The following is a 24062-nucleotide window of genomic DNA, read 5'->3' as shown; positions in this document are numbered from 1 at the left end:
ATATGCAAACCATCAAAGGACCTGCCATATTTTTAGCCCAATTTATGGGTGATGTGGCACCATTTAATACATTAGACGGTATTACCACCTGGGCCGCAGGTTTAGGCTACAAAGGGGTACAAATTCCTTCTTGGGATTCTCGCTGCATCGATCTGCAAAAAGCAGCTGAGTCTAAAACTTATTGCGACGAATTAAAAGGGAAATTGGCTGCGAAGGGTTTAGAGATCACTGAACTTTCTACTCACCTACAAGGACAATTAGTGGCGGTTAATCCAGCCTATGACATCATGTTCGACGGATTTGCACCAGATTCTGTCAAAGGAAACCCTAAAGCCAGAACGGAATGGGCTGTACAACAACTGATGTATGCCGCCAAGGCATCCGAAAATTTAGGTTTGAACGCTCATGCTACTTTCTCTGGGGCATTGATGTGGCATACCGTTTATCCATGGCCACAACGTCCCGCTGGACTAGTAGAACAAGGCTTTGCTGAATTGGCTCGTCGCTGGACTCCTATTCTAAACAAATTTGATGAATGCGGTGTAGATCTTTGCTATGAGATTCACCCGGGGGAGGACTTACATGATGGCATTTCCTACGAGATGTTTTTAGAGGCTGTCAAAGGACATAAAAGAGCTAACTTACTATATGATCCATCGCACTTCGTTTTACAGGCATTGGATTACAAACAATACATTGACTTCTACCATGAGCGCATCAAGATGTTCCATGTGAAGGATGCGGAGTTTAATCCAACAGGCAAACAAGGGGTATATGGCGGTTATCAATCTTGGGTAAACCGGGCTGGAAGATTCCGTTCTTTGGGAGATGGCCAAGTGGATTTCAAAAGTATTTTCTCGAAATTAACTCAATACGGATATCAAGGTTGGGCTGTTTTAGAATGGGAATGCTGTATCAAGGATCCTGTACAGGGAGCTACAGAAGGAGCTCCATTTATTGCTAACCACATCATTAAAGCTACCGAAAAGGTATTTGATGATTTCGCAGGTGGTGGCGCCGACGAAGAGTTTAATAAACGTGTATTAGGATTATAGGGATATAAGCCTTTCATGCTTTTACCAGCTTTTTGCTTAACGCTGTTAAGGTTTCAAACCTTGACAGCGTTGTAAAAGCATGAACGTTTTTAAATGGAATAAAATTGCCGTATTCCAAGAATTACCAATTAACTGATTACTTCCTCAAGTAATCAATTCAAAAAAATCTTTTTTGACAAAAATTCCCTAGCTTTAGCAAGGCTGTCAGCGTTTGAAACGCTAACAGCCTTAAGGGAAAAACAGTTATTTTTCAATGACCGTACCCAATTCTTGAGAGATATTCTTTTGAATCTCTTTGTAATGAATAAAATCCAATAAAAGAGCATTCATGGCATCAGCATCACCCTGAAAGCTTTCCATTTTCTGTAAAGTCTCTTGCAAATGTTGATCATTATATACCTTCCTCAAACGTAATACATTCTTAAATGCCAAATCCTCCAACATCTCTTCCTCTTGTCTAACGCGGATGTCATGTTTGTCTTTCCAAACGTCTGATAAACTATGTTTATCTGCCATCATATCAATGGCAAATCTTTGAATCTCCTCATTATGGTGATGTAAATAAAATTCAGGTGCAGGAAAACGCTGCTGACTAAACTCAGCTTTACAGATTTCTAATATCTCCTCAAAAAGTGGTGTTTGAAAATGTGTCCCCTCTAACTCCTCTATTAAATATTGCATCAAAGTTAGACCTGGCGCCTTACTAGGACTAATCTCTAAATGTCCAAAATTCATCAACAAACGAATGCATTCTGACTCTTGGAAATAAGCTAAATTAGTAGGACTCTCTTTTGTGACCTGACTACTTGGCTCAATGATATCTTGAATCTCTTGCCATTGTTGTGGAGGAATCGAATCTGGAACATTCGACATTCCTCCCCCTTTTTGCTTTAGATTTTTTAAATGAATCTTATTTAATTCCGCAAGCAAGATATCTTCATCCAATCGCATCAAAGATGCAGTCTTTTGAACAAATAAACTCCTTTGAATGGCATCTGGAATTTTGGAAATACTTTGAACCATTTCCTTAATCAATTCCGCCCTTTTAAAAGGATCATCTCCTGCTTCTTTTAAAAATAAGTTAGCTTGAAAAGAAATAACATCTTTTGATTCGGATTTGATATAAGCTAAAAATTCTTCGTAACCCACTTTCCTGACATAACTATCAGGATCCTGCCCATCCGGGAAAACCACCAAATTTACCTGCAATCCCTCCTCTAAAATCAGATCCATCCCACGCAGGGCGGCTTTGATTCCAGCGGAATCTCCATCATATAATACCGTAATATGTTGAGTAAATCGACCAATTAGGCGAATTTGCTCCGTGGTCAAAGATGTACCAGATGAGGCCACCACATTTTTAATTCCTGCTTGATGCAAGGAAATCACATCGGTATATCCTTCCACTAAATAACAAATATCCTTGGCCCGGATTTCGTTTTTAGCTTGGGATATTCCGTATAGACTTGCCGACTTATGGTAAACCTCAGTCTCAGGAGAATTTAAATATTTAGCTTGGTTTTTATTATCAGACTTTAAAATACGTGCCCCAAAGGCAATGACCTTACCGGCAACGCTATGAATGGGGAAAATGACCCGATTACGAAAACGATCATAGACCTTCCCTTCCTCATTCTTTTGAGTCACCAAACCCGCTTTCTCAATAATCTCTTGGCTAAAACCTTGTTTTAAAGCCGCTTTATAAAATACATCCCAACCTTCAGGACTGTAACCTAAATCAAAGGCTTGAATAGTCGCATCGGAAAAACCTCGCTCTTTAAAATAAGGAATGGCAATGGACTGTCCCTCCGGACTTTCCAGCAATTGTTTCTTGAAAAACGCTTTGGCATACTCAAGGATAATCAATAGACTTTCCCGCTCATTTTGGCGAATGATCTGATCATCACTCAATTCTTCTTCCTGAATTTCAATGCCATACTTTTTGGCTAAATGCCTCAAAGCCTCTCCGTAGCCCAAGCCCTCAATATCCATAATAAAGCGAACTGAATCTCCCGCTTTACCACAACCAAAACATTTATAAATTCCTTTACTTGGTGAAATTGAAAAAGAAGGAGTCTTCTCTCCATGGAATGGACAGCATGCCCAATAATTGGCGCCTTTCTTTTTGACCGTTACATAATCCCCTACCACCTCGGCCACAGCGGCCGCCTGTTTGATTCGTTCGACGGTTTCGGGATCAATGCGCATACCTCTACAATAATAATCCCGCTAAGGTAGCCGATAAATAACTAGCCAATGTCCCAGCAATCAATGCCTTAAAGCCTAATTTAGCTAAATCGCTTCTACGAGATGGGGCTAATTCGCCAATTCCTCCTATTTGAATGGCCACAGAACTGAAATTAGCAAAACCACACAAGGCAAAGCTGGTAATGGCAATGGTTTTGGGATTTAAAGTATCTTTCACTTTCATCATATCCAAATAAGCCACAAACTCATTCACCACCATCTTCTTTCCCATCAATGCTCCGGCCACCTCAATATCCGCAGAGGGAACACCCATAGCGAAAGCAAATACAGAAAATAATTTCCCCAATAATAAATTCATAGATAATTCAGGCATGCCAATCCAGCTACCCAAATGCCCTAAGCCTAAATCCACCAAGGCAATTAAAGCAATAAAACCAATTAACATGGCTATGACATTCAATCCCACTTTCAATCCTTCACTGGCTCCTGCCGCTACAGCATCCACCAAATTAGCATGAGATTTTTGTTTTTCTAATTTTACCGCACCCTCTGTTTCCGACTTCTCCGTCTCTGGAAAAATGATTTTTGAAATCACCAAGGCCCCAGGAGCAGCCATCAAACTCGCTGCCAATAAATAGGCCGCAGGAACGCCCAAGGAAATATATACCGCCATCACTCCACCGGCAATACATGCAAAACTTCCAGTCATAGATGCCATCAACTCACTGTTGGTCATATTTTTCAAATAAGGCTTTATCATGATTTGAGCCTCCACTTGACCAACAAAAGTTGAAGCCACGTTGGACAAAGCCTCCGCACCACTAACTCCCATTAACCAATGCACCACTTTACCAATAGCAGCTACAACCCTTTGTAAAATGCCCAAATGATAAAACATATTCACCAATACGGCCACAAAAATGATGGTAGGAACTACCTTGAAAAAGAAGATATAGTCATTACCTGTACCAAATGCGCGAGACATCAAATCCCTATTCACCAAGGACCCAAACACAAATTGAGCCCCTTTATCTGCCTGCCCTAAAAGGGTATTGATCGAATCTCCTAACCATTGAAAAATGGCCTGGCCAGTATCAGTTTTCAAGATAAAAACGGCCAAAAATATTTGTAATAGCAAACCCACTCCTACCGTACGGTAGTTAATCGCCTTGCGGTTATTGGACATTAAAAATGAAACTCCCAGAATTAATACGATACCCAATAAGCCCGTAAATCTTTCCATAAAATAGTATATTGATGTGTGTGATTGCTTATTTTTCTTCTTCTAAAGTAACGGTAAATTGATCAAATGGCAATTGACTGACCAAATCTTCCTCTTTTATTTCATAAAAGGCCTGATGAATATTAAAAGGCTCATTGCTTTCTACTTTCCAGTATGAGCCATCCTCTTGCATTTCATAAGAATTTACGGTATCTCTTAAATTCCACAATAAAATCGTGGTGGCCATATTTTTTGCCCTTGGATTAACCAATTCAAATAATGACTCTATTCGGCGGTCAAAACTACGCACCATCACATCTGCCGATCCACCATATACTTTAGGCTCACCGGCATTGTGGAAATAATAGATACGGGTATGTTCTAAATAATTACCAACAATGGACTTAATGTAAATATTCTCCGACAAACCCTTTCTTTGTGGTCTCAAACAGCAGATTCCACGTACAATCAATAGCACAGGAACACCTACCTTAGAAGCCTCATATAACTTTTCCATGGTCTGAGTATCTTGTAAAGAGTTGATTTTAAGACAAATACCTGATGGAAAACCATTGGAATGATTGTCCATTTCAGTTTGAATCATCTCCAACAAGCGATTCCTCATATCTCTAGGTGCAGTAATCAAATGCTCATAATGCGTGGGCATAGAATGACCCGTAATCACATTAAAAAACTCTGAAATATCTTGTGTAATACGACTGTCAGTGGTTAACAAACCTATATCCGTATAAAGCTTGGCCGTATCTTCATTGTAATTCCCAGAGGATAAATGCGCATAACTCATCACATAATTTCCCTCATTACGAATCACCTGTAATAATTTGGTATGCGTCTTCAATCCAGGAATACCATATATCACAAAGCAGCCCGCTTTTTGAAGTTTAGTGGCTTCTCGAATATTATTTTCCTCGTCAAATCGTGCTTTCACTTCAAATAGTACAGACACGTGCTTGCCTTGCTCAGCAGCCCTTAATAAAGCATGCGAAATTCGAGAGTTTTTAGAAATTCGATATAAGGTTATTTTAATGGCCAGTACATGAGGATCGTCTGCCGCCTGATCCAATAATTGTACCACAGGATCAAAATTATTGTAAGGATGATGAAGCAAAATATCCCCTCGCTTCATCGTTTCAAATATATCGTCAATCTTCACCGATTTTAAACCCAAAGCAGGTACCACAGGTGGGTTAACTGCCATTTTAGCCTTAAACTCCGGATGTTTGACTATTTGCCAAAAAGCAGTAAAATCTAGAATGGAAGGTTTGATGAAAATGTCGGACTTCTCCAATGACCATCGTTTCAACATTTCTTCCAATAAAAATTCAGAATGATTTTTCTCCACTTCCACGCGGGTCACACGACCTAAGCGACGGTCCTTAATCTTCTTTTTTATCTCATCTACAAAATCTGTTTCCGCATCCTCATGTTCTACCACATCAAAATCCCCATTTCGTGTAATCCTAAATAAGGTAGTAGACTCGATTTCTACATTACGGTAAAGTACTTGTAGATGGTGACGAATCAAGCGCTCAATCGGCAGAAAAAGCACTTTATCATCTCGCTCAATAACATAAAAACGTGCTAAATTGAGGGGAATCTGCACAAATGAAATCTTTTTGTCCTTATCGGATTTATGCTTCCCATGTAATTTCTTCTCCATAGTACCCAAGGTCACCACGCCAAAGATCAAGGTTTTGGCCAACAAACTCGGAAAAGTATGGGTATGGTCAAATACCATCGGAGTAAGCATGGGATAAATAGTCCGATGAAAATAAGTCTCTACCTCTTGCATTTCATCTACGCTCAGATCATCCAAGCTAGCCAACATCAAACCATTTTCAGGAAAAAGTGGTAAAATCTCCTCTAAAAATAGGCGGTGCTTTTCTTGACTAAATTCCTGTGCGGCGGCAATCAAGGTTTGCTTAAAAGGAACTTCCCTCAAACCCGAATAATCCGTACGCTCTTTACCAAAATCTATGTAGTTGTAAAGAGAGCCGATTCGAATAGTAAAAAATTCATCCAAATTGGAGGCAGTAATCGCCAAAAACTTTAGACGATCAAACAGGGTTCTTTGATTATCCCTGGCTTGATCCAATACACGCTCATCAAATTTTAACCAAGATAAATCTCTGGAGATAAATTTAGACTTAGCTATAATATCCTTTGACCTTTGAATTGCTTTCTCCACCTTCCTAGAAGAATCTCTAGGAGCTACTAAATTGATCTTCCAATTCTTAGGCTTTAGTAATGACAAAAGATTCCCTGTTGAGGAATCTTTTGTTTGGCTATTTTTGGATACTTTATCTGAATGATCCATTGCTTTCTCTAGGCATTTGAGTTTTTAATTGCTTCATAATCTGACCCTAAACGACCTACTTCTTGAAGCAAATAACGCTGCAATTCTGCATTAAAAACCTTCTTTTCTTCCTCACCAAGGCTGGCATAAAAGTCTTTCAACTCTTGATTAATTGCCTTTTTTTCTGCCTCGTCAGACGCATTAATGGCTCGAATATGGTAAGATTTGAAATCAAACTCCATGCGATTAAACGTCTACTTTAGCATATTTGGCATTTTTCTCAATAAAATCCCTTCGAGGGGCAACTTCATCACCCATCAACATAGAGAATAACACATCTGCCTCTATAGCTGACTCAATAGTTACCTGTTTCAGGGTTCTGGACTCTGGATTCATGGTAGTTTCCCACAATTGCTCTGCGTTCATCTCTCCCAAACCTTTGTAACGCTGTACGCCTACACTTTCTTCTTTTCCTCCTCCAGCTAATTCCTGAATAGCTTGGTCTCTCTGATTTTCCGTCCATACATAACGTACATTCTGCCCCTTCTTCACTTGGTATAAAGGAGGTTGAGCAATGTAGATGTAGCCATTGTCTACCAATGGACGCATGTAACGGAAGAAGAAAGTCAATATCAATGTCCGAATGTGGCTCCCATCCACGTCGGCATCCGTCATGATGATAATTTTATGATAACGTAACTTATCGATATTTAGGGCTTTCTCATCCCCATCTTTACCAAAAAACACACCCAAGGCGGTCATCATATTTTTAATCTCCTCGTTTTCATAAATGCGGTATTCCTGCGCTTTTTCCACATTTAAAATCTTACCTCTCAGAGGCAAAATAGCTTGGAAAGCACGGTTACGGCCTTGCTTAGCCGTACCACCTGCTGAATCTCCCTCCACTAGGTATAATTCACATATTTCTGGATCTGAATCTGAACAGTCAGCCAATTTTCCTGGCAAGGAGTTAGAACCTAAGACTGTCTTACGTTGAACCATCTCACGAGCTTTACGTGCTGCATGTCTTGCTTGAGCTGCCAAAATTACTTTAGCTACAATCTGACGAGCCTCTTTAGGATGCTCTTCCAGCCATGACTCCAACATATCTGACATCGCAGCTGAAACCGCACCAGAAACCTCACCATTACCTAATTTAGTTTTTGTTTGGCCCTCAAATTGAGGCTCAGCCACCTTCACTGATATTACAGCCGTTAAGCCCTCTCTAAAGTCATCCCCTGCAATATCAATCTTCAATTTCTCTAAAGCACCTGATTTATCTGCATAGTTTTTCAATGTACGCGTTAATGCACCTCTAAAACCGGCGACGTGTGTACCTCCCTCAATCGTATTGATGTTGTTCACATAGGAAACTACATTTTCCGAATAAGAAGTATTGTACAACATGGCCACTTGAACCGGTACACCATTTTTATCCCCCTCCATATAAATCGGCTCAGAGAACAAGGGCTCACGAGTAGCATCCAGATAGGTCACGAACTCACGTAAACCTCCTTCTGAATAGAACTCCTCCGACTTTGGCACACCATTTTCATCTAAATCACGTAAATCTGTCAAATACACCCGAATACCTGCATTCAAAAAGGATAATTCGCGCAAACGACCCGCTACGGTTTCATATTTATATTCCGTTACAGAAAATATGGTAGGATCTGGCTTAAATAACACCGAGGTACCGGTTTTATCTGTGGTTCCCACTTCTTTTACAGGATACTGCGGAACACCAATCTTATATTCTTGTTGGAAAATCTTACCCTCTCTCTGAACAGTTACCTTTAAATCGGTCGACAAAGCATTCACACAGGAAACACCCACCCCGTGCAAACCTCCAGAAACCTTATAAGTATCCTTATCAAATTTACCTCCAGCGTGCAGTACCGTCATTACTACTTCCAAAGCCGATCGCTTCTCCTTGGTGTGCATACCAGTAGGAATACCCCGACCATTATCTTCCACCAATATGGAATTATCGGTATTGATTGTTACTTTAATTAAATCACAATGTCCAGCAAGAGCCTCATCGATGGAATTATCTACCACCTCCCAAATCAGGTGATGAAGACCTTTAAATCCGGTATCACCAATATACATGGAAGGCCTCTTACGAACCGCCTCTAAACCTTCTAAAACTTGAATATTATCTGCACCATAATTTGCTCTATCTTGAGCCGACGAATCTTGTGCTTCTGACATAATGATATGTAAATGGGTTAAATGATCAACTCCCACATTACCTGTGACAGTCATCAAAAAATTCTTGAATTAATTTTTTAAAAATAAGGATTTTTTCCCTTAAAAGCTAACAAAAATCTTGGGAAAAAATGCAATAATTTTAGTGCTTGAAATGGCGAATTCCTGTCATAACCATGGCCATACCATGCGCATTACAGAAGTCGATGGAATCTTGATCTTTGATAGAGCCTCCCGGCTGAGTCACCGCTACCACACCGGCCTGACTAGCTATTTCTACACAATCAGGGAATGGGAAAAATGCATCTGAGGCCATCACCGAACCTTGTAAATCAAAACCAAATTCTTTCGCTTTCTCAATTGCTTGTTTCAAGGCATCTACACGAGAGGTTTGTCCCACGCCTGAAGCTAGTAATTGACCTTCCTTAGCCAATACGATGGTATTCGACTTAGTATGTTTACAAATTTTTAAGGCAAAGGCTAAAGCTCTTTTTTGTTCCTCTGAAGGGATTACCTGTGTTACAGGCTTAAAATCCGCTACTCCCTCCATTACTAAATCCTTGTCTTGTTCTAACACACCATTTAATAATGTCTTGAACATCACCTTTGGGAATTCCACCTGATTTCTCTTTAAAAGAATTCGGTTCTTTTTGGATTTCAATACCTCTAACGCCTCCTCTGTAAATGATGGAGCTATTAAAATTTCACAAAACAAGGGATTGATTGATTCCGCTGCTGCCTTATCTACTTCACGATTGGTAGCTAAAACACCTCCAAATGCCGACACAGGATCGCAAGACAAGGCTTTATCGTAAGCTTCTTTCACTGTACTTCCTGTAGCTACTCCACAAGCATTCATGTGTTTGATGATCACAAAGGCTGTTTCTTCAAATTCATCCAATAAAGATAAACAAGCATCTACATCCACTAAATTATTGTATGACAACTCTTTACCATGCAACTTATCAAATAATGCCTCTAAATCTCCATAAAACTTACCCTGCTGATGTGGGTTTTCTCCATAGCGCAATCCGTGAGCAGGTAATGCTTTGAAATGGGTTAAATCAGCTGATTCACTAGCAAAATAGCGTTGAATAGCTCCATCATAATGAGATGAAACGGCAAATGCCTTCTGTGCAAAACTTCTTCTTTGTTCCAACGTAGTTCCTGCTCCATTTGCTTCAAACATCGATAATACCTCAGCATATTGATCTCTAGATGAAACAATCAGTACATCGGCAAAATTTTTGGCTGCACCACGAATTAAGGAAATACCACCTATATCTATTTTTTCTATAATATCTTCATCAGAAGCACCCGAAGCTACTGTTTCTTCAAATGGATATAAATCCACCATGACTAAATCCAAAGCCGGAATTTCATATTGCCTAGCTACTTCTACATCCGAAGCATTATCACGACGATATAAAATTCCTCCAAAAACTTTAGGATGTAAGGTCTTTACTCGTCCTCCAAAAATGGATGGATAACCTGTTAATTCCTCTACCGCAATCACTGGAACTCCCAATTCTTCAATAAAAGACTGAGTTCCTCCTGTTGAATATAAGGTGACTCCTTCTTTGTGAAGTTTTTGAATGATAGGCGCTAAACCATCTTTGTAATAAACAGAAATTAAGGCTGAATGAATTTTTTTAATCGACATGAGGCTTGGAAATAAATGAAGCCACAAAGGTACAAATTAAAACAAAAACCGACTAATCAAATTGCGAATGCTTGGCGATTATTCGAGCTGTTTGACTCCGCTCCAAAGAGCGTCCAATAAAATCTACTTAAAATCAAAAAGGGAACACAAGTGCTTCGCTTGCACTCCCCTTAAATTGATAAATTAACTTCTACTTTTTGTTTTTCTTGCTCAAAGCTTCATAGCGCAACAAGCCTTCTAGGTAGTAATAATCCGCATAAACCAGGGGCACATCGATTTCCGAATTCAATGACTTAGCGCCCACACAATGCTTGATCAAAAAATTATTATTCTCACCCAATGCAGCACGATAAGCAGGACTAGACAATGCGTTCAACATAGTAACCGCATCTTGATAATAACGCTTACCTTTAACACCCGAATAAGTACTTAGCTCCAATAAAGCCGAGGCAGTGATGGCTCCTGCCGAAGCATCGCGCTCTTCATTTGGAATATTCGGCGCATAAAAGTCCCAATAAGGTATTTTATCAGCTGGCAGATTCGGATGATTCAAATAAAAATCAGCAATTTTTTGGGCAAAATCCAAGTACTTTTTATTCTTGGTTTCACGGTACATCACCGTATAGCCATAAATAGCCCAAGCATGTCCTCGTGTCCAAGTTGACTCATCTTGATAACCCTGATGTTGTTTCTTCGCTAAAACCTTTCCTTCCTCATCATAAAGTATCACGTGATAACTCGAATAATCAGGCCTAAAATGGTTTTTGATGGTATTATCAGCATGAGTAATGGCAATATCATGAAAGCGCTTATCGCCTGTTTCGCGACTAGCCCAAAACAATAATTCCAAATTCATCATATTGTCAATGATCACGGGGTACTTAAATCCTCCTTTGAAACTATTCCAAGATTTAATCAATCCAATATTGGGGTTAAATCGTGTGGACAATGATTTAGCTGATTGAATCAACACTTGCTTTGCCTGTGGATCTTTGGTTAGACGTAACTGATTGCCAAAGGAATCAAACATCATGAATCCAAGGTCATGCGTACCTGTATTAAACTGCTCTTTTTTGACGGCAGCTGTCCATAATCTAGCCGCTTTCTCCCACTGAGGATCTTTGGTCTTTTCATAAATCAACCATAAGCTACCTGGGAAAAATCCGGAGCACCACCAACTCGAAGGCATATTTCGATAAGTCCCATCTGGACGTGCGGAGTGTACCGTGGTACTGGTATCTGGGTGATCAGCCAACATGCGTTGGTATTGTTGAGCTGCCAAAGCAAATTGTTTATTTACATCAATTTTCTGGGCAAAAAGTCCTGTGCTGATAAAGCAAAAGATTAAAAAGACATGTTTCATAGGTTTGTAATTTGTTCCAAAGATATTCGCATCCGAATTATTGCGCTCATATTCCAAAATTTATAATCGATAATTTACACTCCATAATTTTACCATTTACCATTTACAATTCACCATTTACAATTTACCATCCATCATTCACATCCTACCTACCCATCCAGCCACCATCGACTGTCAGAATAGTTCCGTGAACATATTGGGAGGCCTCTGATGCTAAAAAAACCACAGGGCCTTTAAAGTCATCCGGACTACCCCATCTGCCTGCCGGAATTCTGCTGAGAATAGAACTACTCCGATCAGGATCATCCCGTAATGCAGCTGTATTATCAGTAGCTATATAGCCCGGTGCAATGGCATTGACGTTGATCCCTTTGGAAGCCCATTCATTAGAAAGTGCCATGGTCAAACGAGCGATACCGCCCTTACTAGCAGCATAGCCCGGCACATTGATTCCCCCTTGAAAACTTAATAAGGAAGCAGTAAATATAATTTTCCCTGAACCTTGTTTGAGCATACTTCGTCCTATTTCCCGACTTAAAATAAATTGCGAGGTAAGATTCACTTCTAAGACCTCATCCCAATATTCATCCGAATGTTCCGCCGCAGGATCTCGCAAAATAGTACCAGCATTGTTTACTAAAATATCGATTTTTGGGAAGTCAAAACTGACATTTTTAATCAATTGGTACAAAGATTCCCGGTTAGAAAAATCAGCCTGATAAGCACTAAAATTTCTCCCCAAAGCCTGAACCTCCTTTTCTACCTCTGAACCAATTAACTCCAGGTTGGCTGAAACTCCTATAATATCAGCACCAGCTTCAGCTAAGCCCAGAGCCATGGCTTTACCAATACCTCTTTTACAGCCTGTTACTAAAGCCAATTTTCCACTTAAATCAAACATTCTTATTTATTTTATTGTCAAAAGTCGAATCTTTTTAAAAATTACTCAATTATTTACAGCCTTCATCCGCTTTCGATACTGAACTGGACTTTCTCCAATAAGTCTTTTAAAAATTTTGGTAAAGTATGCCATAGAATCAAAACCACAAGCAAATGCAATATCTCCAATACTGCGATCCTCGAAAAGCATTTTTTTTGCCTGCGTAATACGGTATTGATTTACATAATTGGTGAAAGTCAATTGAGTTTTGGACTTGAAATACCGACAAAAAGCCTCTTTGGATAAATGACATTGCTCAGCCACCTCTTGCAAGGATAATGGGCCCATATAATGATTTTCCACCAAAGACCTTACCCGTGACCAACGATGCTGATCTCGGAGCGAGGGATTCTCCCAAGTAGCTAAATCATTCAAATGAATAATTTTCATGTCATGGGCCAATACCTGAAAAATAGATAGTATTTCTATAAACTGATTAAAATGGGATAAATTAGGTAAAGCCATCAGTCTTTGTCCCATTTCTTCCTTTCTATTCCCTTCAAAACGTACTCCATTTTTTGCAAGAGCAAAAAGGGCTTTTATCTCTTTTAATTCAGGTACTTCCGCCCAGGTTTTACCTAAAAAATCCTCTTTCATTTGCACCACAATTTTACTATAAGGCCCCTTGACTCCATAATCAAAATTTAAATGTGGTACATGAGGACCAATAAACACTAAATCATTTTTCTCATACTGACTCGCATGACCTCCCACCCTTCTAGGGCCTTGATTTGCCTCGACATACAACAATTCATATTCAGGATGAGAATGCCAAAGAAAAAAGTCTTGTAAATGGGGAGTTTGCAATATTCGAAAGGAGCTTTCTTCCTTGATTTGTATAGCCTCAAATTGAACTTTCATGTACCTATTTGACAATAAAGAGTTGCTTTCTCTAAATATTTGTCAATATAGTTATAAAAGTGGCTAATAGTTTAATAAAAAAGAACATAGTAACACGTTATCTTGCCGATGTTAAATCAATCATCACATGCAAGAATCTACCCAACCAACGATGACCATGGGAACCATGAATGCCCATTGGGATATACCTGGGAATCCATCCTTGGCGAAAAGCAGTATTACTCAATTAAATGATGGCAAATCCAACAAAACCTTGAAGGCATTGAGCCAGGAAGAATTTGAATTTTGGTTGAGAGAAGGATACATCGTGGTAAAAAATGCTATCTCCAAAGAACAGGCCGCTTTAACCGCTCAAGCGATATGGGAATTTGAAGAAAAAGATCCCCTTGACAAAAGTACTTGGTATACTGAACCAAGAGCCGAAATGCAAATGAGAGAACTCGTAGGTTCAGGCATGGTAGAAATGTACAACCATCCTTTATTGTGGACCAACCGACAAAGCCAACGGGTGTATGATGCCTTTGTGGATATTTGGGGAACAGAGGATTTATGGGTTACCATAGATCGTTGCAACTTAAATTTTCCAGTGCAGCCCAATAATCCTTTCAAAGGATTTATTCACTGGGATTATGATCCCGAGACAAAACCCGTTAATGTACAGGGTGTATTAGCATTGGTAGATCAAACCGATGAGAACATGGGTGGATTTCAGTGCATTCCAGAATTATATCGAACCTATGATACTTGGAAATTAACTCAACCTGCTGATAGAGATCGCTTTAAACCTGATATAACTGGCTTAGAACTCAAAAAAGTAAAAATGGAAGCAGGGGATTTGTTGATATTTAATAGTTTATTAGCTCATGGGATTCGTCCCAACTTAACTCAAGATAAAGTTCGTATAGCTCAATATATCTCCATGATGCCAGCGGAACCTCAAAATAAAGCCCTATTGGAATGGCGAATCAATTCATGGAAAAACAAAATTGCTCCAGAAGGTTATGCCTTCCCGGGTGACCCAAGAGGCAAAGAAAAAAGTCAAGCCGTAGCTGAACTTAGTGTACTTGGCAAAAAACTTCTGGGAATACAAGTTTGAGGGATAAACTCTGTCCAAAAAATTAGCCCAAGCAAATTGCCTGGGCTAATTTTTATCGTAAATGAATGGCTGAATCTTTGACTTCAAAGGGATGATTCTTAATCAATTCCCACATGGCTGAACCTGCCAAAAGCACCGGCCCATATCCATGTGCCGCAAATGGAGAAATCGGACGGTTAAAATAAAAAGCAGGATCCCATGCTAATCCGGTACCTACACAAGTTCCCTCTACCTGTCCTTGAGCATTCACCTTGGACGCCACAGCTTGCCAGCCTAAAATAGCGGCAGGGCCATATGTCCTAGGATCTAACCAACCCTGGTTAATTCCCTTTGCTAAGACATAAGTATAAATGGCAGTAGCCGAAGTTTCCAAATAGGAATCGTTTCGGTCAATTAATTGATGCCAAAAGCCCGTTCCATCTTGAAGTGCCATTAAACCTTTTAAATGCTTCTTTAATTGTGCCAATAAAGCTGGTCGTGCCGAATGATTAGCAGGCAAGTACTCTAAAAGTTCAGCATTGGTCAATAAAGCCCAACCATTAGCACGAGCCCAATGAAATTCAGGGTGCTCTTCTGAACCCTCCAAATACCCATGCATAAACAATCCTAAGTTGGGATTAAACATTCGTTTCTGGTAAGACTCAAACTGAAATACAGCTTCATTATAGCAATTCGCATTCAAGGAATCTTTTCCAAATTGTAACAAAGCTGGTATGGCCATAAATAAGTCATCTAGCCAAATCGTATTAGGTAAAGGTCGCATACGAGCTAAGGTTTTATCCGGCAAGCGATGTTCTTCCTTCAAAATAAAATTCAAAGCCTTTTGGGTAATCAGGGAATCATCGCCATCAAATCCAGCTCGTTTAGCCTTTAAAAAGGCCATAGACATGGCACCTATATCATCTAAGGCCTTGGGATTAATTAAGCCACTTAAGACATGTGTCTTACTTGGGTTTTGTTGAGAATACTGATAAGCTTTTGGTAAGGTTTCTAAGATAAATCTTAGACGCTTAAACACATATTCCTTGTATTTGGCATCCCCACTTATTTTTTCCAAGGCCAACATACCCATATAGGTCACACCAAACTCATATGAAACGGGTCGAAAATCCCCTTTCGCAAAAGTTAACTGATCGGAATAAATTTGATAAGGATTCCAACCCTCACCAGAAGCTTTATGAATCAAACTGGCAGGGGTGGCCTTTTCTAAATAGGTATAAACCTTATCCACTGTCGCCTTGATTTGCGTTTCGTTTGGAACCACATAAGGTGTGGTGTAATCTGGCTGAAGTGCATGCAAGGGCGCATTGGCATCCGACGAAGCCGTTATATTTTTTTGCGCCAAACTCGTAAATACAAATGAGAATATTGCCCCACCAATCAGAAAAATATATTTCATATCAATTAATTACCAGGTTGAAAAGACCTATTACACGCAAATCTACGCATTAATACATTAAAAAAATGGAGTTTTCTTCCGCATAATACGTCTAGAAAACTCCATTTCACTGTATTTATTGTACGTTTATTGCTTCACTTCGATACCTGAAATCTGAACCACAATTTGTTGAGGCGCAGCTTGAGGATTGACAGCAACAAAATACACATCATGGGTACCATTGACTGGCTGTATATCCACTTTGATTGGTGCCGGACCTCCCATTCTCCTTTGGCCACCACCTTGTGCAGCAGGTGCTGCTCCAGCTGCTGAAGCCGAAGTTGGCGTTCCTAATGGAGCTCCTTTTTGCTGAGAGTTAGCAGCAGCCGGCGGAGGACCAAATGCTGGAGCTTGAGAAACAGCAATCGGTGTAGTCTTTCCAATCAAGGTCCCCGTTGGTGAATCTAATCGAATCTCAATTACTCCACCAGAAGCATTGGTACGGGCTTGAGCCGAAGCAGAAATATCCATGGATTTAATTCCTGTCAAATCCAATTGCTTGTAAGCAATATATGGATTTTGGCCCACCATGTTAGTGGCGCGTGCAGGGGTAATCAACTGCTGAATTCCAAAACGTAAATCTGCTTTCTCTGGATCTAAGGCAGGATGACGTAATAACAACCACTTCTCCGATTGAGCTGGGGCAATTTTATTATTTCCTTTATCCAAATAGGTTGCACGAACTACAAATACTCCTTTGGTTCCCACATGCTCCTTAGGAACGACAGCATCAATTTCGCCCGCCAATGGAATGTTATTATTCGCTTTTTTATCACCTAAACTCAAAATATAATTAACCATGGATTTAGCATCAGCTTTAGAGATTTGAGGGTGCGCACTCATAGCATGTTCTCCCCAAACTCCCATTCCACCTGCAATAACCTTAGCGGCTAATTGATCAACTACATTTTGACCTTTGTATTTGGATGCGATTTCTTGGTAGCTAGGTCCCACTGAACGAACATTGGCAATATGGCATGATTTACAATCACTTTGATTGATTAATTTCAATCCTGCTGAAGCAAATAAATCGCTGTCTGCCTTGCGGTGACTTTGAGACATTTCAATGGGGTCATATCCCGAGGCAATGTAATCGATGGTAGCCGCTACTGATTCAGGAGCAATACCTTTTCCGAGTACACCATCTTCTTTATCTTCTACTTTAACTTGATAAGCTAATTTTTGGCCCGGGAAATAGAACGACTTATTGCCACTAGGCACGACGATATCCACGTTTGGAGATTCATTACCCACCTGAACCTCTAAAGATGCCGAATTACTCAATCCCTTAGGATCCGTTGCCTTTAAACTTACTTGGTATTTTCCAGGTTCAGCTAAGGCTAATTCAGGAGATGGGCCTTGCAAAGTCTTAACAAGCTTACCTTGTTTTTTAACGGTCCAAGTATAAGTCAACTTATCTCCATCATAATCTTTGGTACCTTCAGAAGATAATTTTGTTTTAAATGGAGAAGCCCCACTTAATTTACTCGCACTAATTTCTACAGCAGGTTTTCTGTTTCCACCTTGATATTCGATTTTCACTAATCTTGCGTTATCATTTCCCTTAAACCAAGCAGAGCCATATTCCAAAACATATAAATCTCCATCTGGACTAAATTTCATATCGATAGCACTGCCAAAACTTTGACTTGGCAAGAAACGCTCCATGGATTTATAATTACCGTTTTCATCTAACGTAACGGCCATAATCCAACCACGCATAAACTCAACGATCAACCATTTTCCCTCATAATATGACGGGAAAGCTCGTTTAGCCGTGGCAGGAAAATCAGCACGACGGTACACAGGACCACCTGTAGCACTTCTACCTGATGCACCTACCAATGGGAATTCATCTGAAGTTCCATAAGGATACCAAATAAATGCCTTTTGAGCAGCAGGCAATTCTTTTAAACCATCATTATTCGGTGAATCATTGATTGGCTTTTCAGGATTAAAACGTGGTCCAATATTTGTATTCTCAAAATTGTAATCGGCATAGGCTTTGTTATCCCCTATGAAATAAGGCCAGCCAAAAAATCCTGGACCTTTAGCTTGGTTAAACTCATCATAACCTCTTGGACCACGGTCAGAATCTACCGAAGCATCTGGTCCAACTTCTCCCCAATAGATATAACCTGTTTTTGAGTCAACACTGACTCTCCATGGATTACGGTGTCCCATAGTATAAATCTCCGGACGAGTTTTAGGTGTGCCTACAGGGAATAAATTTCCTTTGGGAATGGTGTAAGTACCATCCTTCTCTGGGTGAATACGTAAAATCTTTCCTAATAGATTGTTGGTATTGGCTGCTCCACGCTGATCATCCCAATAAGCTTGTCCAGGACGTTCATCAATCGGTGCATAACCGTCTGAATTACTATTACTAGTATTATTACCAACGGTTAGAAACAAGTTTCCTGATTTATCAAAAGCCATACCTCCACCTGTGTGGCAACATTCCTCTCGTTGAGTAGGTACTTCCAACATCACTTTTTGCTGGTCTACCAATAACTCCTCACCCTTCAACTCCATACGAGCTAAAATGTGCTTGCTCTCCGTTGGATGTGCATAGTATAGGTATAACCAGTGATTTACTTTAAAATTAGGATCCACTGCGATCCCCATTAATCCCTCTTCCGCTTCACGTACAAAACCTACCCGATTTTTATATTTAGTATTGACTACAATATGAGCAATAACCTTCGTTTCTTTCGTAGCAGGATTGTATTGTTTAACATCTCCTTTTCTTTCTACAAATAAAATTCGACCATCTGGCAAAAAAGCCATTTCCATGGGTTCATCTAATTTTTCATTTAATACAGACTTCACGAATCGATTTTCGTCAGGAGCCTGAGCATTACCCTGTAAGTAACCGAAAGTAAAGCAGGAAAGTAGTAAAAGGCACATCGATTTGCCTAAAGTAGAGTGTTTCATATTAGTAAGGTTGTTCATTTTACAAAAATGATACAATAAGCTGAATGAAAAAAAATGTTGGATTGCTTTTGCTACCAATTCACAGTATTTGTCGACAAAGTCTTAAATAGCCATCAAATTCCTATCAAAATGATGAAAAATACTTAATTTTCTAAAAAATCAGCTACCATGTTTAGAAAAATACTCGTCTTCATTTTACTATCATTAAAATGTTTCGCTCAAACACCTTCCGATGAGAACGCCATCCGACAAGTATTGGCAGAACAAAACAAACGATGGAATCTGGGTGATATTCCAGGCTTTATGGCCTATTATCACCATTCACAAGACTTAAAATTTATTAGTAAAAATGGGATTACCCAGGGCTGGGACGCCACATTAGCTCGTTACCATTCCGCGTACCCCAATCAAGAGGCCATGGGCCAACTGAAATTTGATATTTTGGAAGTGGAGGTTACAGCCTCCAAAACGGCATGGGTAATTGGGAAATGGCATTTAACTCGACCTAAGCTAGGCGATATTGGCGGTCATTTTACTTTATTACTGAAAAAAGTTAAAGGCCAGTGGCTAATTTTCCGAGATCATACTAGCTAATCATTGCTTTAAGCTTTTCAAAAGCATAAAATAATTCCGAAGCGATTTGTTCGGAACATGTATCATAACGGAGCGCCTCTTCGGAGCTATCATCAAATTCCTTAGGATCATCATAGCGCAATGGAATTCTGGCCAAAGCTCCCGAAATAAAAGGACAATTTTCATCAGCATGCGAGCAAGTCATCACTGCGGCAAATTGTTGGTGAGGATTAATGGGACTGTCATATATCTTAGAAAATGCTATCATACATGGTTCATCCTCAGTATGAAAAATAAAATAAATGGGATTGGAATGACCACGTTGGTACACTTCAAATCCAAATCGTTTCAATGAAGCGATGGTACGTTCATTGCAGGCCGTTTCTTCCACCCCACCCGAATATGATTGCAAAGGAATTCCTACATAATGGGCAGCAGTTTGTGCCCATATTTGTGCCAATTGACTTCTTCGAGAATTATGGGTACAAATGAAATTCAAACGGATGGGTTTAGCCTCAACTATGCATTGCCGCATGTAATCAATTAAGAGATTTACCTGCTCTTTTCTTTCTTCAGATATGCTTCGCTGACGTAAGGTTTGAATTTTCTTGGCTAAAATGGGATACATACAATTAATTTATCGCAATATTACGATAAAATTTATGCTAAATACTGTTCAATGAAAAAAAATTAAGGGACGATGATTAGAAAATGTTGCGCCAACACTTGGAAATCAAAGCGCTTAGAAATCATCATTTCACCATCCACTTGCGCTTTAATTGGCTTTTCAGCCTGTACGATTATTTGTTTGGCTTGTTTAAATTGAAGGAAAGATAGATGCTCATGCTTCCCCTTTTGAATCTTGGGTAAATACCAAATCCTTTTAAGTATGGACAAAGGTTCACATAATAATACATCCAGTTGATTGTCCCAGATGGAAGCATGAGGCACAAAATGAAACCCTCCACCAGCTCGAGATGAATTAAAAACCATGCATAAAAAAACCCTTCGTTCCAACCATTCTTGATCAAGGCTTATTTTGACTTTAAATGACCTGAATAAAAAAATCTGAGGGATTGCTACTAAAAAATAGCCTATAAGGCCTCCGATGGCTCTAATTGTATTCATAGATTCTAGCACCTCTCCTTCCAAACCCATTCCTACTCCATTTAAGAATAATCTTCCATTGCATAGGCCGGCATCCACTTTCTTAACCTTACCTTGAAGTACAATCTCCAAATGTTCCTCAGGGCTGGAATTGCCATAAAGCTTCCAATAAAAATCATTGCCAGTCCCACCCTTGAAAAAGGCGATGGGTAAAGAACAATTGGGATAGCTATTGGCAAAATAATGGTAGGTCCCATCACCACCTAATACCCAGACTTGATTGTAAGGACTCAAATCACTTGGCCAATCCCCAAAAAACAATTTCAAATTAATGGAATGCCCTTTTTTTCCCTTTACCATTTCCTCTACCCATTGGGCATAGGATTTAGTTTTAGAGGAACAAATAGGATTAATTAAAAACGCGACGACTAGTTTTTCCACCTCCAGCAATTACATCTGAATATAATTCTTTAGATGCTCAATGGTATCCAAGTGGTCTTGAATAGTGGCAGTAATTAGGTCATTTACCGAAATAATCCCAACAAAATGCCCATTTTCTAGTACAGGTAAATACCGAATGTTTTTCTCTGATACGATGATCATGCACATTTCAATGGTAGTTTCTCGATTTACATGAGGCAAATCCGTGGACATAATTTCTTTTACAGAGGCATCGATCGAACTTTTTCCTAAGAGAATTACCTTTCTAGCATAATCCCTCTCTGTCATGATTCCTAAATAATGGTTCCCATCCATGACTACCACAGAACCTATATTTTGATCTTGCATAATCTTTAATGCTTCAATCACAGGTGCATCTGGGGCCACCGCTATGGTATCCCTCTTTCTTTGCGACAAAATATCGTGGACTTTTTTCATAACTTTAATTTTTTGCAGGAATTATCCAAATTAAAACAAAAATATTACAAACAAAATAATTGGGCATAAAAAAAGAGGCCGAAGCCTCTTGAAGAAATATCTATGAGCTACAACGCAATAAAAATGGTATGATTCAAATCGTATCCCCCTGATGCATTGACACTTACACTAGCTAATTCATTCGATAAAGAATCTTTAATGATGGAATCTGTCGTGTTTTTAGTGGCATTTTGGCCATGAGCTTTATATAAATCGGTATTATACACGGCCGTATTTATCTCTTCTGGAAAAGCTATTTGTGTGGTTAATTTCAGGACATTGTTTACATATATTTGTGCGTGAATATGCGTAACTCGCCCTTGATACCAACCTGGATAAATAGTTGTAAAACGGGCTATTCCATTGGCATCTGTAGTGGCAATCCCTCTACAAAAAGTCTTTGAAGTATTATCTTGTGTTCCTAAATATCCCGAATTGACATATCCTGAATAATATCCATCCTTATCACAATGCCATACATCCACTCGGGCATTAGGTAGCAAAGCACAATTAGCATTTACATCTTTCACTGCAATCATCATATTCAGGGGAATACCTGTTTTCCCCTCCGTAATATCAGCATGCGTAATGGATGCATCTCGCTTGTTGTATAAAGGATAGGGACCATCCGTTTCTGTGTCTCCAACTTTACAGGAAGTGGAATTGCTAGAGGATGAATTAGAACTGGAGCTAGTAGTACTGGATGGACTAAGTGTTTCATCTGATTTACAAGCTAAGGTAGCAAGAGTGCCCATAACTACGGAGGCTCCTGCTTTAAATAAAAAGTCTTTACGTTTCAATGTGTTTATCTTTAGAGTTTAGTTATACTTAAGATAAAAATAGAACAATAGGTCTAATGATTTCTGCAACAATCGGTCAACATATAATTGATAATGTCAAAATAGCTAAGGACGTCGATGAATAACCTACCTATTTAAATCCAAACGGTACATGAAACTACCCGTTCATAAATTTGCAAAATCAAAAAAATCAATGAATTGGATACCCTTAATGAATGGAATAAAAACTGCCTTTAACCAAAGAAAAAACCTCTGGAAAAAGGCAGCTTGTGATATTATCCTGACCAATTCAACTTTTGGCGGATTCTTAGGGGATATTTAGGTATTTATAAAATTTTATCTAAAGCGCTTTTACCTAATCGAATGCTCTCAAATGCATCTTTGGGCATATCATGCTCTAGGAAGAAATGCTTCAATCCTCCAATAGAGGCTGCTTCGAAAATAGGCTTATAATTAATGATTCCTTGTCCTACTGGAACGATATTTTTGTAATCTGCATCAAAATCTTTAATGTGGCATAATGGGAAACGGCCTGGTTGTTTTTTGAATAGCTCAACAATATTTTCACCAGCCTTATTTGCCCATCCTAAATCCAGTTCAAATTTCAATATATCTGAAGAAATCTGAGTGGAAAACACATCGAATGCCCTTTGGCCATCGATCTCTTTAAATTCAGCATCATGATTGTGGTAGCAAAAAGTCAATCCAGCTTTCTTAGCTAATTCTCCAGCCTTAGTCAAAATTTCAACTGCCTCTGATACTTCAGTTTTTGACTCGATCGGTATGTTGGCACAAACCAAATAGGATATACCTGCCTCAGCTACATTGTCAATAATTTGACTGGAATCAGTTTTCAGTGTTAAAAACTTAGGCATTTTACTTACATCAAAACCCGGTCTTGGCTTCAATGGTGCCCCCATTACGTGATGGGAAACCCACTTTAATCCCAAACTATTTGTCAATGACTTGAAATCTTTTCCCGAGTAACCATAAAACATGGGCTTAAAGCTAAAAGCAGACTCAAGTTCCTGAATTCCTAAATCAGCCACTTTCTTCAAATTGCCAGGAACATCTTGATCAATCACCTGAAACAAGGTAAATAACTGAAGTCCTAGGGGCTTTGAAGTGAATGCTTGCTCCCATGCTCCTAGACTCGGTAAAAATAAGGATGACGCCGCTAGGGCACTGGATTGTTGCAAAAACTGCCTTCTTTGCATGATTGTTGGGTTTTAATGGTACAATTATAATGTATTGTTTTGATACAATAAAATTTAATTCAGTATAAATTCAGACTAGTTTTCAGAAAATGAGGCATATTGCCACAAAAGCCTATAAGCCTTTTCCATTTATGCA

The 24062-nt window shown here is 39.3% G+C and carries 20 protein-coding genes; 4 read left to right on the top strand and 16 right to left on the bottom strand.

What is annotated here, in order from left to right; all coding sequences use genetic code 11:
* Window positions 1-2: 2 nt before the first annotated feature.
* Window positions 3-1055: a sugar phosphate isomerase/epimerase family protein gene (locus tag ESB04_RS06760; RefSeq protein WP_129026965.1), complete on the top strand. Its 1053-nt coding sequence runs from the start codon at window positions 3-5 to the stop codon at window positions 1053-1055.
* A gap of 243 nt (window positions 1056-1298) precedes the next feature.
* Here ESB04_RS06760 and dnaG read toward each other — a convergent pair whose 3' ends face one another.
* From dnaG to ESB04_RS06715, 9 genes are all read right to left on the bottom strand, one after another.
* The gene (dnaG, locus tag ESB04_RS06755) at window positions 1299-3263 is read right to left on the bottom strand and encodes a DNA primase (RefSeq protein WP_129026964.1); all 1965 of its coding nucleotides are present in this window, start codon (window positions 3261-3263) and stop codon (window positions 1299-1301) included.
* Window positions 3264-3267: 4 nt separating this feature from the next.
* Complete coding sequence (locus tag ESB04_RS06750) at window positions 3268-4506, bottom strand: NupC/NupG family nucleoside CNT transporter (RefSeq protein ID WP_129026963.1); 1239 nt, start codon at window positions 4504-4506, stop codon at window positions 3268-3270.
* Between the two features lie 28 nt (window positions 4507-4534).
* Entirely contained in the window at window positions 4535-6823 is a 2289-nt protein-coding gene (gene ppk1 / locus ESB04_RS06745; RefSeq protein WP_129026962.1) for a polyphosphate kinase 1, read from the bottom strand.
* 8 nt (window positions 6824-6831) lie between these two features.
* A complete protein-coding gene (locus tag ESB04_RS06740) occupies window positions 6832-7044 on the bottom strand; it encodes a hypothetical protein (protein ID WP_129026961.1) in 213 nt (70 codons plus the stop codon).
* A 4-nt stretch (window positions 7045-7048) separates the two neighbouring features.
* Complete coding sequence (gene gyrB, locus ESB04_RS06735) at window positions 7049-9016, bottom strand: DNA topoisomerase (ATP-hydrolyzing) subunit B (protein ID WP_129027045.1); 1968 nt, start codon at window positions 9014-9016, stop codon at window positions 7049-7051.
* Window positions 9017-9155: 139 nt separating this feature from the next.
* A complete protein-coding gene (gene purH / locus ESB04_RS06730) occupies window positions 9156-10676 on the bottom strand; it encodes a bifunctional phosphoribosylaminoimidazolecarboxamide formyltransferase/IMP cyclohydrolase (RefSeq protein WP_129026960.1) in 1521 nt (506 codons plus the stop codon).
* Between the two features lie 190 nt (window positions 10677-10866).
* The gene (locus ESB04_RS06725) at window positions 10867-12039 is read right to left on the bottom strand and encodes a glycoside hydrolase family 88 protein (RefSeq protein ID WP_129026959.1); all 1173 of its coding nucleotides are present in this window, start codon (window positions 12037-12039) and stop codon (window positions 10867-10869) included.
* Between the two features lie 145 nt (window positions 12040-12184).
* On the bottom strand, window positions 12185-12940 hold the full coding sequence (gene kduD, locus ESB04_RS06720; RefSeq protein WP_129026958.1) for a 2-dehydro-3-deoxy-D-gluconate 5-dehydrogenase KduD: 756 nt from the start codon (window positions 12938-12940) through the stop codon (window positions 12185-12187).
* Between the two features lie 45 nt (window positions 12941-12985).
* Complete coding sequence (locus ESB04_RS06715; RefSeq protein ID WP_129026957.1) at window positions 12986-13840, bottom strand: AraC family transcriptional regulator; 855 nt, start codon at window positions 13838-13840, stop codon at window positions 12986-12988.
* 127 nt (window positions 13841-13967) lie between these two features.
* On the opposite strand from ESB04_RS06715, the gene ESB04_RS06710 reads away from it, so the two are divergent.
* A complete protein-coding gene (locus tag ESB04_RS06710; RefSeq protein WP_235832189.1) occupies window positions 13968-14936 on the top strand; it encodes a phytanoyl-CoA dioxygenase family protein in 969 nt (322 codons plus the stop codon).
* Between the two features lie 52 nt (window positions 14937-14988).
* Here the strand turns inward: ESB04_RS06710 and ESB04_RS06705 are convergent, their stop codons facing one another.
* Both ESB04_RS06705 and ESB04_RS06700 read right to left on the bottom strand, forming a co-directional pair.
* A complete protein-coding gene (locus tag ESB04_RS06705; RefSeq protein WP_129026956.1) occupies window positions 14989-16335 on the bottom strand; it encodes a glycoside hydrolase family 88/105 protein in 1347 nt (448 codons plus the stop codon).
* A 126-nt stretch (window positions 16336-16461) separates the two neighbouring features.
* On the bottom strand, window positions 16462-19311 hold the full coding sequence (locus ESB04_RS06700) for a PQQ-dependent sugar dehydrogenase (RefSeq protein WP_129026955.1): 2850 nt from the start codon (window positions 19309-19311) through the stop codon (window positions 16462-16464).
* 168 nt (window positions 19312-19479) lie between these two features.
* Between ESB04_RS06700 and ESB04_RS06695 the strand changes: the two genes are divergently transcribed.
* Window positions 19480-19905: a YybH family protein gene (locus ESB04_RS06695; RefSeq protein WP_129026954.1), complete on the top strand. Its 426-nt coding sequence runs from the start codon at window positions 19480-19482 to the stop codon at window positions 19903-19905.
* On the opposite strand, the gene ESB04_RS06690 is transcribed toward ESB04_RS06695, so the two are convergent.
* From ESB04_RS06690 to ESB04_RS06675, 4 genes are all read right to left on the bottom strand, one after another.
* Window positions 19898-20512, bottom strand: coding sequence for an arsenate-mycothiol transferase ArsC (locus ESB04_RS06690; protein ID WP_129026953.1), 615 nt, complete (start codon window positions 20510-20512; stop codon window positions 19898-19900). The two genes, ESB04_RS06695 and ESB04_RS06690, sit on opposite strands and share 8 nt — an antisense overlap.
* Before the next feature lie 62 nt (window positions 20513-20574).
* Entirely contained in the window at window positions 20575-21432 is an 858-nt protein-coding gene (locus tag ESB04_RS06685) for a diacylglycerol/lipid kinase family protein (RefSeq protein ID WP_129026952.1), read from the bottom strand.
* Window positions 21433-21441: 9 nt separating this feature from the next.
* Complete coding sequence (locus ESB04_RS06680) at window positions 21442-21870, bottom strand: CBS domain-containing protein (RefSeq protein ID WP_129026951.1); 429 nt, start codon at window positions 21868-21870, stop codon at window positions 21442-21444.
* Between the two features lie 107 nt (window positions 21871-21977).
* Window positions 21978-22709: a dioxygenase family protein gene (locus ESB04_RS06675; protein WP_129026950.1), complete on the bottom strand. Its 732-nt coding sequence runs from the start codon at window positions 22707-22709 to the stop codon at window positions 21978-21980.
* Window positions 22710-22860: 151 nt separating this feature from the next.
* Here ESB04_RS06675 and ESB04_RS12400 point away from each other — a divergent pair, with 151 nt between their 5' ends.
* Window positions 22861-23031 carry a hypothetical protein gene (locus ESB04_RS12400; protein ID WP_164969612.1) on the top strand — a complete coding sequence of 57 codons (171 nt, stop codon included), beginning with the start codon at window positions 22861-22863 and terminating at the stop codon, window positions 23029-23031.
* A gap of 4 nt (window positions 23032-23035) precedes the next feature.
* On the opposite strand, the gene ESB04_RS06670 is transcribed toward ESB04_RS12400, so the two are convergent.
* Complete coding sequence (locus ESB04_RS06670) at window positions 23036-23926, bottom strand: sugar phosphate isomerase/epimerase family protein (RefSeq protein ID WP_129026949.1); 891 nt, start codon at window positions 23924-23926, stop codon at window positions 23036-23038.
* Between the last annotated feature and the right edge of the window lie 136 nt (window positions 23927-24062).

The sequence above is a fragment of the Aquirufa rosea genome (assembly GCF_004118285.1).
GTDB lineage: Bacteria > Bacteroidota > Bacteroidia > Cytophagales > Spirosomataceae > Aquirufa > Aquirufa rosea.
The sequence above is the reverse complement of the archived record's forward strand: the minus strand, read 5'-3'. Positions and strand labels throughout refer to the sequence as shown.